At 68.0% G+C, this 12,647-nt stretch carries 9 protein-coding genes; 8 read left to right on the forward strand and 1 reads right to left on the reverse strand.

Annotated elements, in window-relative coordinates; all coding sequences use genetic code 11:
• Positions 1-38 precede the first annotated feature (38 nt).
• The 6 genes from H9638_RS13440 to H9638_RS13465 all read left to right on the forward strand — a co-directional run bounded on the left by H9638_RS13440 (position 39) and on the right by H9638_RS13465 (position 8,307).
• Positions 39-1,427, forward strand: a complete 1,389-nt coding sequence (locus H9638_RS13440; RefSeq protein ID WP_191748141.1) for an MFS transporter — start codon at positions 39-41, stop codon at positions 1,425-1,427.
• Positions 1,428-1,504: 77 nt separating this feature from the next.
• Complete coding sequence (locus H9638_RS13445; RefSeq protein WP_318241881.1) at positions 1,505-2,650, forward strand: Gfo/Idh/MocA family protein; 1,146 nt, start codon at positions 1,505-1,507, stop codon at positions 2,648-2,650.
• 28 nt (positions 2,651-2,678) lie between these two features.
• Positions 2,679-4,793, forward strand: a complete 2,115-nt coding sequence (locus H9638_RS13450; RefSeq protein WP_191748326.1) for an oxidoreductase — start codon at positions 2,679-2,681, stop codon at positions 4,791-4,793.
• Entirely contained in the window at positions 4,790-5,653 is an 864-nt protein-coding gene (locus tag H9638_RS13455; protein WP_191748142.1) for a sugar phosphate isomerase/epimerase family protein, read from the forward strand. The genes H9638_RS13450 and H9638_RS13455 overlap by 4 nt, the downstream gene beginning before the upstream one ends.
• The gene (locus H9638_RS13460; RefSeq protein ID WP_191748143.1) at positions 5,650-6,492 is read left to right on the forward strand and encodes an aldo/keto reductase; all 843 of its coding nucleotides are present in this window, start codon (positions 5,650-5,652) and stop codon (positions 6,490-6,492) included. Before H9638_RS13455 ends, H9638_RS13460 begins: the two co-directional genes overlap by 4 nt.
• 57 nt (positions 6,493-6,549) lie before the next feature.
• On the forward strand, positions 6,550-8,307 hold the full coding sequence (locus H9638_RS13465; protein ID WP_191748145.1) for an FAD-dependent oxidoreductase: 1,758 nt from the start codon (positions 6,550-6,552) through the stop codon (positions 8,305-8,307).
• A 91-nt stretch (positions 8,308-8,398) separates the two neighbouring features.
• Here H9638_RS13465 and H9638_RS13470 read toward each other — a convergent pair whose 3' ends face one another.
• Positions 8,399-10,573, reverse strand: coding sequence for a RecQ family ATP-dependent DNA helicase (locus H9638_RS13470; protein WP_191748147.1), 2,175 nt, complete (start codon positions 10,571-10,573; stop codon positions 8,399-8,401).
• A 131-nt stretch (positions 10,574-10,704) separates the two neighbouring features.
• On the opposite strand from H9638_RS13470, the gene H9638_RS13475 reads away from it, so the two are divergent.
• Together H9638_RS13475 and H9638_RS13480 are read left to right on the forward strand one after the other, a co-directional pair.
• A complete protein-coding gene (locus H9638_RS13475; RefSeq protein ID WP_191748149.1) occupies positions 10,705-12,111 on the forward strand; it encodes a phosphomannomutase/phosphoglucomutase in 1,407 nt (468 codons plus the stop codon).
• 4 nt (positions 12,112-12,115) lie between these two features.
• Entirely contained in the window at positions 12,116-12,586 is a 471-nt protein-coding gene (locus tag H9638_RS13480) for a hypothetical protein (RefSeq protein ID WP_191748151.1), read from the forward strand.
• Positions 12,587-12,647: the final 61 nt, after the last annotated feature.

The following is a 12,647-nucleotide window of genomic DNA, read 5'->3' on the forward strand; positions in this document are numbered from 1 at the left end:
ATGCCCCTGGCCTGCCTGCCTGCCTGTCAGGAGACACCATGGTCCAAAACGGCCCCAGCACCGCAACGGCTACGGCAACGACGCCGGCAGAAAGCCCAGCGGCTCCCGCGGCGCGCCAGACACCCCGCAAGGCGGCCCTGGCCTCATTCCTTGGTTCCACGCTGGAGTATTACGACTTCTTTATCTACGGCACCGCCGCCGCCCTGGTCTTCAACAAGCTGTTCTTTCCCGGAGGCGACCCCGTCATCGCCATCCTCGGCTCGATGGCAACCTTCGGCGTCGGCTACCTCGGCCGCCCGCTGGGCGGCATCGTCATGAGCCACGTCGGCGACCGGCTCGGCCGCAAGAAAGCCCTCATGATCACCCTGGTCATCATGGGGGTCGCCTCGCTCATGATCGGTTTCCTCCCGACCTACGAACAGATCGGCTGGTGGGCCACGGGCCTACTGGTTATCGGCCGCCTTGCCCAGGGATTCTCCGCCGGGGCCGAAGCCGCAGGTGCCTCGACCCTGACGGTTGAGCATTCGCCCGAGGGCCGCCGCGGCTTCTTCACCTCCTTTGTTATGACCGGTTACGCGTCCGGCATGGTGCTCTCCACCCTCGTCTTCATTCCGATTGCTGCCCTGCCGGAAGAGGCCCTGATGAGCTGGGGCTGGCGCGTTCCATTCTGGCTTTCAGTCGTCGTCCTGGCCATCGCGTACTGGGTCCGGAACCACCTCGATGAAACGCCCATCTTCGAGGGCGTCCAAGAGGAGGCAGCCAAGGAACCGGCAGCAAAGCCCAAGACGCCTGCCGCGATCGTGCTCCGCACGCAGTGGCGGGACGTGCTGCGGATCGTCGTCATCAGCCTCTACTCCGTTATGCAGACGGTATTTACGGTCTACGCACTGGCGTACGCGACAGGCCCCCAGGTAGGCATGGACCGCACCGTCATGCTGACCGTCAACGCGGTGACCGTCGGACTCTCCATGTTCACCATCCCCCTGGCCGGCATGCTCTCTGACCGCTTCGGACGCAAACCGGTCCTGCTGATCGGCATCCTGGGCTGTTCGATCACCATCTTCGGATACTTCTGGGCTATCAGTGAGCAGAACGTCGGCTTGATCTTCCTGTTCGGCTTCCTGAACATGTCCCTGTTCTACTCCTGCTGGAATGGCGTCTGGACAGTGTTCTTCCCCGAGATGTTCGCCGCGCCGGTCCGCTACTCGGGCATGGCAATCGGCAACCAGTTCGGCCTGGTCCTCACCGGTTTCGCTCCGGCGATAGCCACCCTTCTGGCAGGCGATGGAGTCAACGGCTGGGTGCCCGTGGCCGTCTTCGTGGTGACCTGCGCGGCGATCTCCAGCATCGCCATCGCCACGGCCCGGGAGACTGCTTTCACACCGCTGGAGGAACTGGGTAAACCCCAGCGCCTTACAGTCTCCTAGGTACCAGCCGCACCCATCGCCGGCCCCTCCCCTCCACTTCCAGCCATTCCCCTGGCCCTCCCGAAAGGCATTTCCCCGTGAACCACCAGCCATCCGTCCCCCAGCGCCGGCTGCGCGTCGGCATCGTCGGCTGCGGCATGATCAGCCGCAACCACCTCGAGGCGTTCGCGGCGCTGGACGCGGCAGAAGTCGTAGGCGTCTGCGACGTGGACCTTGGCCGTGCCCAGGCGACCGCTTCCGCGTGGGACATTCCCAACGCCGTCGACTCCGTCGCGGCCCTGCTGGCCCTCGGGCTCGACATCGTTTCGGTGTGCACCCCGCACCCCACCCATGAGGCCGTGGTCCTCGAGGCTGCCCGCGCCGGGGTAAATGTTCTGTGCGAGAAGCCAATCGCGGTTGACCTCGCCTCCGCCGAACGCATGGTGGCAGCCTGTGACGCCGCCGGAGTCAAGCTCGGAGTCCTCTTCCAGCGGCGCTTCTGGCCGGCGGCGCAGCGTGTCCGGTCCTTGATCGACGACGGCACCCTGGGAACGCCCGTGATCGGACACGTCTCCGTCCTGCTGCACCGCGAGCCCAGCTACTATTCGGCGGATGCCTGGCGGGGCACCTGGCAGAACGACGGCGGCGGCGTGCTGATGACCCAGGCAATCCACTACATCGACTTGCTGCAGTGGTACATGGGCGGCGTCTCCGAGGTTTACGGTGCCATCAACACCTTCAAGCACGGTGAACACATTGAAGTGGAGGACTCTGCCACCGCCGTCCTGAAGTTCACGTCCGGCGCCATCGCCACCCTGTCGGCTTCCACAGCCGCCAACCCCTCCGTGGGTGTCCAGATCCGGCTCACCGGCTCCACCGGGGCCACCGCCGAGCTCAGCGAATTCCCCGAGGGAACCGATGGAAGGGTAACCCTCATGGCCTCCGGCCAAACCGTGGAGTCCACCCCCGTGCACCCTCCGGAAGCCGAGGCCAACGTCGATCTGACCTCCATCAACGGTCAGCTTGTCCCCCATCACACCAGCCAGATCCGCGATTTTGTCGAGGCACAGTCGGCCGGCACGGAGCCGGCCATCACCGGCCGGGACGCCAACAATGCCCTCCGGATCCTGCTGGCAGTCTACGAATCAGCACGCACAGGAACGCCGGTGCGCTTCGCCCCCTTCCCCTCGGACGGTCCAACAGCGCCCGGGGACGTCGCCGCCAGCGCACCGTCCTCCGTCTAGCCCCGGACCCATTCCTAAGGAGACCTGTGTGAACGCCAATCCCCCAGAGGGTTCCGCTTACGCCCGGGAGCAGCTTAAGCTCGGCCGCAATGGCCGCCGTCCGGTAGTCCTGCGCAACCGGCTCGCTTCCTCGCCGATGGAGCGAAATTACGGCACCACCGACGGCCGGATGACCGAACAATACCTGGACTATCTGGTAACCCGGGCCAAAGCAGGGCTCGCAATGGTCACGACCGAAGCGACGTACGTCCGTGCCGATGGCAAGGGGCGCACGCATCAGCTTGGCCTGCACACGGACGGCACCGTCCCGGGCATGAAGGTCTTCACTGACGCCGTCCATGCCGAAGGCGCCCTCGCTGCCGTCGAGATCAACCACGGCGGCCGCACCGCGCAGACCGAAGTCACCGGTTTGAAGAACGTGGCGCCGTCCCCTCTGGCCTGCGACGTCGCAGGCGGCGAACTGCCGCGCGAACTCACCACAGCCGAGGTGCGTGAGCTGGCCGCCGCCTACGGGGAGGCGGCGCGCCGGGCGGTGGAGGCCGGCTTCGACGTCATCAATATCCACGGCGGACACGGCTACCTGATCCATCAGTTCATGTCGCCGCGCACCAACTGGCGACGGGACGAGTTCGGCTCCGGCGAGGCGTTCGTGAACCTGGTCATCGACGAAATCCGCGCCCGCGTTCCGCAGGCCGTCGTCGGCATCCGCGTCTCCGTCCTGGAAGGCGTCGAGGGTGGGCTCGATGCCGCCGGTCAGCTCGCCGTCATGGACAAGGTCAACACCGAAGCCCTGGACTTCATCGATCTCTCCGCCGGCAGCTACGAAGCCGGGGAATGGATTGTCCAATCCGGTGAATGGGCCCCCGGGGTCCTGGGCGGCTACGCCCAGGCGTACCGCCGGTACGGCCTCCCGCTGGGCCTGGCGGGCCGTTTGAACTCGCCGGAAATTATCGACGCCGTACTGCGGGACGGGCTGTGCGACTTCGTCTCGCTCGGCCGCGCCGTGCACGCCGACCCGGATTTTGTGCCCGGCGTCCTGCAGGGCGGGCGCTACCGCCCCTGCATCGCCTGCAACGTCTGCATCGATAATCTCGGCATCGGTCAGGTCACCTGCACCGTGAACCCGGCGGTCGGCCGCTCCCGCGTTCCCGTCCCCACACCCGCCGTGCGGCCGGGCTCCCGCGCCGTCGTCGTCGGTGCCGGGCCTGCCGGCCTGACCGCGGCCCGCGAGCTTGCCCTGGCTGGCACCCAGGTCACAGTGCTCGACGCCGGCACCCGGCTGGGCGGTGACTTTGCCCAGGCCGAGCAGATGAAGTCCACGCCCGACTTCCACCGTTTCGTTGATTGGGCGGCTGAGGAAAACGAGCGTCTCGGCATCAAGGTGCAGCTTGGCACCCCGGTGGACACTGCCCGCCTGGACCGGCTCGCCGCCGAACACCAGGCTGACGCCATTATTCTCGCCACCGGCGGGATCCGGCCTGCCCAGGGTTTCGCCGGCGCCGGCAGCACACTGGTTTCCGATATCCGCGCCTGGCTGCAGGCACACCCGGGCATCCTCGACGGCAGCAAACCCGCACCCGCAGCCCTCACCATCTGGGGTGCGGACTCGGTGGCCATGAGCGTCGCCGACACGCTGGCGGACCGCGGCACCGCCGTGCTGCTCGTCGGCCCGCAGGAGGGACTGGCACCGGAGGCGGGGCGCCGCGCCAAGATCCTTGCCGCGCCCCGGCTGCGCAGCAATCCGCGCGTCAGGATCCGCCTCGACTCCCGCATCGTCGAGTTTGCCGATGGACGGATCCGGATTGCTGGCCCCCTGGGCGAAGAATGGCTGGACGCTCCGGGCGAGCTCCTGGTCTCCCGCTCCGTTGTCCCGCTCAGCCCGGCCATCAGCCCCGAAGGGCGCGACGCCGCCCTCAGTATGAGCGCCGGGGTCCCGGTCACCCTGGCCGGCACAGTCGTTGATCAGCAGCCGGCTATCGCGTCCAACGCCATCAAGAGCGGCTTCGATGCCGGCCAGCGGGCCGCAGCCTGCCTCGCCGGCGCTGATCCCGCTTCCGGAGCCACACCCGCCCTCTGCGAGCCGGCCCGTGAACCGGTCCCGGCGGCACTGGATACCCCTACTTCCCTGGAGACCGAACGATGAGCGCCACACACCGCCAGCTTGGCCTGGCCCAACTGTCCCTGCTGCAGTGCTCCCCGCCGGAGCTCGTGTCCCTGGCCGCAGCGGCCGGGTTCGATTTCATCGGGGCACGGGTACGTCCGGTGACACCCGCTGAGCGGCCCTACAACGTTCAGCCCGGGTCCCCCCTGCTGGCCGAGACGCTCGCCCGGATGGCTGACACCGGCGTGCGGGTGCACGACATCGAGTTCCTGCTGCTGGACGGCAGCGATCAGCGGGATGCCTGGCTGGCCATGATGGAGGCGGGCCAGGCCCTTGGCGCCGCGTCAATGACAGTGGCGGCCAGCGACGCCGACCGGTCCCGGCTCGCCGATACGCTGGCCCAGATGACCGCGGACGGTAAGGAATACGGAATTATGCCGACGCTGGAAGCCATTTCCTACCAGGCGGTGAATTCCATTCCGGCAGCAGCGGAACTGGCCCGGGACGCCGGCTGCATGATTCTCATTGATGCCCTGCATGTGCGGCGCTTCGGCGGAACGCCGGCGGAGATCTCACAGAATGCGGATCTGGTTCCGATGCTTCAGCTGTGCGACGGACCGGAGCAGCGGCCGGCAGACAGAGCCGGCCTGGTAGCCGAGTCCCGGTCCGAGCGCGGTGTGCCCGGAAGCGGCGGCTTCCGTCTGGCGGAGCTGGTGGCTTCGCTGCCGGCCGGTGTGCCGTTGAGCGTGGAGACCCCGTCTGACAGCACTGTGGCGCGGATCGGCGAGCTGGGCTGGGCCACAGCGCTGAAAGCCGGTGCCCTGCGGGTGCTCGAAGAAGCCGCGGCCCTCCCTGCTGCTGGATCTCCGGAACCCGAACCGGACAAGCAGGGAGCGAAATGAGCAACGCCGGCACCGTCTCCGCGAACCAGCTCGAGCTGGCGCCCGGCGCAGCCATCCCGCTGATCGGCCTGGGCACCTGGCCGCTCGTGGGCCCGGAGGCCACCGACGCCGTCACCCGGGGCATCGCCAACGGGTACCGGCATGTGGACACTGCCGAGAAGTACGGCAACGAGGACGCCGTGGGGGAAGGAATCCGCCGCGCCGGGATCGACCGCGCCGAGCTCTGGGTCACCAGCAAGCTCAGCCTGGCCGGACACGCCCGCAGCGCCGTCCGGACGGTCTACGGCGAGGCACTGAAGCGGATGGGACTTGTGTACCTGGACCTGTTCCTCATCCACTGGCCCAATCCCCAGCTGGACCGCTACGTCGAAACCTGCGCCGGTCTGCAGGACCTGGTGGATGATGGGCTTCTGCGCGCCTGGGGCGTTTCCAATTTCAAGCCCACGCACCTGGACCGGGTCGCCGCCGAGGGGCTGAAGCCCGCGGTCAACCAGGTCCAGGTGGACCCCCACCACCTCCAGCGGAGCCAGCTGGAACACCATGCCGCCCGCGGCATCGCAACTGCGGCCTACAGCCCCCTGGGACGTGCCGGCGCGTTCCTCGACCACCCGGCCGTCACTGGACCGGCAGCCGCCTATGGCAAGACACCCGCGCAGGTTGTGCTGCGCTGGCATCTTGACTCCGGCCGCGTTGCCGTCCCGAAGTCAGCCAGCGACGCCCGCCAGCGGGAAAACCTGGACGTGTTCGACTTCGCCCTCACCGACAGTGAATGTGCCGCCATCGATGCCCTGGACACCGGGGCCGGCCCCCGCCTGGACGCCGACGAGTACGGCCACTAACCGCTGCACCCACCGAACCGAACCACCGCACCGAACCACCGAAATGGATCCAGCCCAATGAGCACCACCACCGCCAAGCCCTCCCTCGACGTCGATGTCCTAGTGATCGGTTCCGGAGCCGGCGGCCTCTCCGCCGCCGTCACCGCCGCGTACCACGGACTAAAGGTCATTGTCGTGGAGAAAGCCGCGGTCTGCGGCGGGGCCACATCCTGGTCCGGCGGGTGGGCCTGGACGCCCGGCAACCCGCTGGCGAAGGCCGCCGGCGTGGATGAGGACCGCGAGCAGTTCCGCACCTACCTGAGCCACCGGCTGGGGGAAAACTACGACGCCGCCCGCGTCGAGGCCTTCCTGGAGGCGGTGCCGCACATGGTGGGCTTCTTTGAGCAGAAGACCAGCCTGAAGTTCGTACCCGGCGCCAAGATCAACGACATTTACGGCAAGACGCCCGGCGCGGGCACCGGACACCGCTCCGTGGGCCCGGCACCGTTCAACGCGCGCAGCATCCGGCCCGAGGTACGGGCCAAGATGCGCCACCAGCTGTACGAGACGTCCTTCCTTGGCATGGGAATCATGGCAGGCCCGGATCTGACAAAGTTCCTCGCCGCCTCCCAGGGCAGCATCAGCGGCCTGCTGCACGCAGCCAAGCGGTTTGTCCCCCATATCTTCGACCTGCTGGTCCACCGCCGCAGTATGCAGCTGGTGAACGGCACCGCCCTGACCGGCCGGCTGATGAAATCCGCGGACGACCTGGGCGTCGACATCCGCGTCTCGACGCCCGCCCGCCGGCTGATCACCGACGCCACGGGAGCCGTCACCGGCGCCGAGGTGGAAGGTCCGGACGGTCCCTATACGATCACCGCGGCCCGCGGGGTCGTGCTGGCGACCGGCGGCTTCCCGCAGGACATCGAGCGGCGCGCCACGCTCTTCCCGAAGACCCCCACCGGGCGCGAGCACTGGACCCTGACACCAAAGGAGGCTACCGGTGACGGCCTCACCCTGGCCGAGGCAGCCGGGGCGCACTTTAAAACCGATCTGGCCTCGCCGGCCGCCTGGTGCCCGGTGTCCCTGGTGCCGTACGCCAGCGGCCGCCAGGGCGTTTTCCCGCACATCATGGACCGCGCGAAACCCGGCAGCCTTGGAGTACGGCGGGACGGCAAGCGGTTCGTCAATGAGGCGAACGGCTACTACGACTATGTTGCCGCGCTCATTGATGCCACCCCCGAGGGCGAGACGGTGGAATCCTGGCAGATCGCGGACGCACGGTTCGTCCGCAAATATCCGCTGGGCATGGCCAAACCCCTGCCCGTGCCCCTGTTTCCCTATCTGCGCTCCGGCTACCTCAAGAAGGGCCGGACGCTGGAGGAACTGGCACGTAACTGCGGAATCGACCCCCAGGGCCTCAAGGAGACCGTCGCCCGGTTCAACGAGAATGCCCGGCGCGGTGTCGATCCGGACTTCGACCGCGGGGAAACGGCTTTCAACCGCTACGGCGGCGATCCGAAGACCGCTCCCAACCCGTCGCTGGCCCCGGTCGAAAAGGGACCGTTCTATGCAGTGCGGGTGGTCCCCGGCAGCTTCGGGACCTTTGCCGGGATTGACGTTGATTCCCGCGCCCGGGTCCTCAATGCCGCCGGCCAGCCGATCGGCGGGCTGTACGCTGTGGGCAACGACCAGGCCAGCGTGATGGGCGGGCATTACCCGGCCGGCGGCATCAACCTGGGTCCGGCGCTGACCTTCGGTTATGTAGCGGCCCGCGACGCAGCGGGGATCACGGACTACGAGGATGATGCCAGCAGCGTCCCCGCTGCGCGCTAGCTTCACCAGCGAATCCGGCCGGGCTGCCGCGCCAGCGGTAAACCCGGCCGGGTTTCGGCTAATCCGCGCCGGCTAACCTTTTCAGCGCCGGCTAGGCCTTGAGCGCCAGCACGAAAGGCAGTACGGACTCCGCGCCGGCCAGCCGCAGGGTGCGTCCGGCTTCGGTCAGGGTCCAGCGGCTGTCCGCGACGTCGTCCACCAGCAGCACCGGGCCGGGATTGGCGGCGAACCATTCTGCTCCACCCTCCGGCACCGCGAACTGCTCCCAGACCGAGGCCAGGCGGAAGGCGCTGTTTCCGCCCGGGCCGCCGGACGGCCCGCCGTGCGGCAGCTGCAGGGCGCCGAGATACGGGATCCGGCCAAGCTCGGAGAGTCCCTGGGCCAGGGACCCGACCAGCTGGGGACGCGTACGGCTCGGCACACTGACAATGGCGACGGGCCGTTCCCGCCAGCCCCACTGCGCCAGCACCTGGACGCAGCCCTGCAGCAGCGCCTGGTCCACCGGCGTCTCCTCAGCCCCGGGCCCGAAGATCTCGCGCAGCCGGCCGCCCCAGCCGAGGTCCGTCAGGCGGGCCAGGGCGCGCCCGGTGGAGATGGCGGCGTCGGGCTTGATCTTGCCCTTCACCGGCACGCCCAGTCGGTCCATTCCGGTGGGGTACATACCGCGCGGATCGACGTCCACGCCCACCCGGCTGAGCGCCTGGCCGGCACTGTCGGTAGCCTCTGCGGCGACGTCGTCCGGGAACCAGCGGCCGGCGCAGTTATCGCACCGCCCGCAGGGAGCCGCCGCGGGATCATCGAGCTGCCGGGAGAGGAACTCCATCCTGCAGCCGCCGGTGTTCTCATAGTCCAGCATGGCCTGCTGTTCCTTGACCCGGGCTGCGGCGATCCGCTCATACCGCTCGCGGTCGTAGGTCCACGGCTGTCCGGTCCCCCGCCAGCCGCCGGTGACCCGTTCCACGGCGCCATCCACTGCCAGGACCTTCAGGAGCAGCTCCAGCGGAGAACGCTTCAGGTTCACCAGGGTTTCCAGCGCCGCAGTTGAGAGCACCGAACCATCAGCCAGCTCCCGCAGCACGGCGTTGGCCGGCCCTTCGGCGGGCATCGAGGAGGTTGCGAAGTACTCCCAGATATCCCGGTCCTCGGAGCCGGGCAGCAGCAGCACATCGGCGTTGGGGGTGCCGCGGCCGGCGCGGCCCACCTGCTGGTAGTACGCCACGGGTGAGGAGGGCGCACCGAGGTGCACCACAAAGCCCAGATCGGGTTTATCGAACCCCATGCCCAGCGCACTGGTCGCCACCAGGGCCTTGACCTCGTTGTTCTTCAGCGCTGCCTCGGCCTGCTCGCGGTCCGCCGGATCGGTGCGCCCGGTGTAGGCCAGCACCTTGTGCCCTGCCTTCTGCAGCAGGCGGGCGGTGTCCTCGGCGCCGGAGACGGTCAGCGCGTAGATGATGCCGCTGCCGGGCAGGTCTTCCAGATGGGTCAGCAGCCATGCGAGCCGGCTGCGCGGGCTGGGCAGCCGGAGCACACCCAGCCGCAGCGAATCCCGGGCCAGGGCTCCGCGGATGGTGAAGACCTCTTCGCCGCCGGCTGCCAGCTGCTCCTCAACATCCTTCACCACGCGGGAGTTGGCCGTGGCGGTGGTGGCCAGCACCGGAACGCTGGGCGGGAGCTGCTCGATCAGGTGCCGGATCCGCCGGTAGTCCGGCCGGAAATCGTGTCCCCAGTCGGAGATGCAGTGTGCCTCGTCAATTACCAGCAAGCCGGAGCGGCGGATGAGTTCCGGGAGATGATTCTCACGGAAGCCGGGGTTGTTGAGCCGTTCCGGCGAAACCAGGAGGACGTCGACGTCGTCCGCTTCCAGCCGGGCGGAGATGTCCTGCCATTCCAGCTGGTTGGCTGAGTTGATCGCCGCTGCCCGGACACCGGCGCGGGCGGCGGCAGCGACCTGGTCGCGCATCAGGGCCAGCAGCGGCGAGACGATCAGTGTGGGCCCCGCGCCACGGGCACGCAGCAGCAGGCTGGCCACGAAGTAGACCGCGGACTTCCCCCAGCCGGTGCGCTGGACCACCAGCGCCCGGCGTCCGCCACGGACCAGGGCCTCGATGGCCTCGTACTGTCCGTCGTGGAATTCGGCATCCTCCCGGCCCACCAGGGCCCGCAGCAGGGTAGTTGCCTCTGCGCGCAGGGCTGCTGCCCCATCCGGGCCGCCGTCCTGACCGAGGTTGGACGCGAAGGGAGACTGAGCGTTTTGCACGGATTCCATACGTTCCACTATTCCAGCCTCCACGGACACCGTGGCACGCTGCGCGGGACACCTGTGGAAAACAGTCCCTGTCCACAGCCGGGGCGGCCTGTTTGCCGGGCTGCACCGCACTCCCCTATAGACTGCAAGGCGTGACTACTGCATTTGATCTCTCTGCGTCCTTCAAGGCCTACGATGTCCGGGGCGTCGTGGGCGAGACCATCACTCCCCAGATCGTCAAGGCCGTCGGCGCTGCGTTCGTCGATGTGCTGGAATTGGCCGGGGAGACCATTGTGGTGGGCGGCGACATGCGCCAGTCCTCCCCGGAGTTCATCAAGGACTTCGCTTCCGGTGCGACGGCCCGCGGCGCGTTCGTGCTGCTTCTGGACCTGATCTCCACCGATGAGCTCTACTACGCCTGCGGTGCGCTGAACGCCGCCGGCGTGACCTTCACGGCCAGCCACAACCCGGCGCAGTACAACGGCATCAAGATGGCCAAGGCCGGCGCCGTTCCCATCTCCTCCGAAACCGGGTTGAAGGAAATCCAGAAAGCGGCGGAACGCTACCTGGACGACGGCGTGATCCCCTCGGTGGAGAATCCGGGCCAGGTCAGCGTGCGGGACGTCCTCGGCGACTACGCGGCATACCTGCGCAGCCTGGTGGACCTTCGCGGCATCCGTCCGCTGAAGGTAGTGGTCGACGCCGGCAACGGCATGGCCGGCCTCACCACCCCCGCCGTGCTGGGCGATTCCCTCCTGCCCGGCCTGCCGCTGGACATCGTCCCGCTGTACTTCGAACTCGACGGGTCCTTCCCGAACCACCCGGCCAACCCGCTGGAACCGGAGAATCTCCGCGACCTGCAGGCCGCCGTCGTCGAGCACGGCGCGGACCTGGGCCTGGCGTTCGACGGCGACGCGGACCGCTGCTTCGTCATTGACGAACTCGGCGCCCCGGTCAGCCCCTCGGCGATCACCGCCCTTGTGGCCCGCCGCGAGATCGCCCGCGCGATGGCTGCCGGTGAGGAAGTCCCGGTCATCATCCACAACCTGATTACCTCCCGCGCTGTGCCGGAACTGGTTGAGGCTTCCGGCGGCCGTGCCGTCCGCACCCGCGTCGGACACTCCTTCATCAAGGCCCTGATGGCCTCCGAAGGCGCGGTCTTTGGCGGCGAGCACTCGGCGCACTACTACTTCCGCGACTTCTACAACGCGGACACCGGCATGCTGGCCGCGATGCACGTGCTGGCGGCCCTCGGAGAGCAGAGCCTGCCGCTCTCCGACCTGGCGCGGGAATACGAACCGTATTTCTCCTCGGGCGAGATCAATTCCAAGCTCGACGACGTGCCGGCCGCCGTGGCCCGCGTCCGCGCGGAGTTCGACCGGCCGGGCGTCACCGTCGATCTCCTGGACGGCCTGACCTTCACCTCTGATGACGGCACCTGGTGGTTCAACCTCCGCGCGTCCAACACCGAACCCTTCCTCCGGCTGAACGCCGAGGCAGAGGACCTCTCCACCATGGAGCAGGTCCGCGACCGTGTCCTTGAACTAGTTAGGAAATGAGCTCATGGCTGATGTAGAACTGGCCGGCGGAGAACCCTCCGCCCAGGTACAGGATGACCTGAACTCGCTGCTGGGCACCGCCCTCGGTGTCACGCAGGAACAGCTCGAAGCGCAGGGCGCGTTCCTGCCCGCTGCCCTGGTGGTGCAGAACGACGGCGAACTTCGCATGGTTGCCGTCTCCCCCGAGGAGAGCGACGAAGATCTGGACGCCGAGTCCATGATTGACGACCTCTACACCGTGCTGACGGACCAGAAGGACCAGAACCGGGCAGTGGCGGTCTTCTCCGACATCACCCTCCCGGATGAAGGCACCGACGCCATCCACGTGGTGGCCGAGCACTCCGAAGGTGTGTGCATCTCCGCGATCCAGACGTACTCCGAACAGGATGGCGTATGGACCTTTGCCGATCCCATCTGGGAATCCGGCGAGCCGATCGTCTGGGCTGCCGGGGACGAAGCACCGGCTGAGTCCTAACCGGACCGCCGCGAGCGGACAAACGCCAAGCGGATAAAAGGGAGGCCCCGCGGCTCTGGAA

The sequence above is a fragment of the Arthrobacter pullicola genome (assembly GCF_014836875.1).
Lineage (GTDB): Bacteria > Actinomycetota > Actinomycetes > Actinomycetales > Micrococcaceae > Arthrobacter_B > Arthrobacter_B pullicola.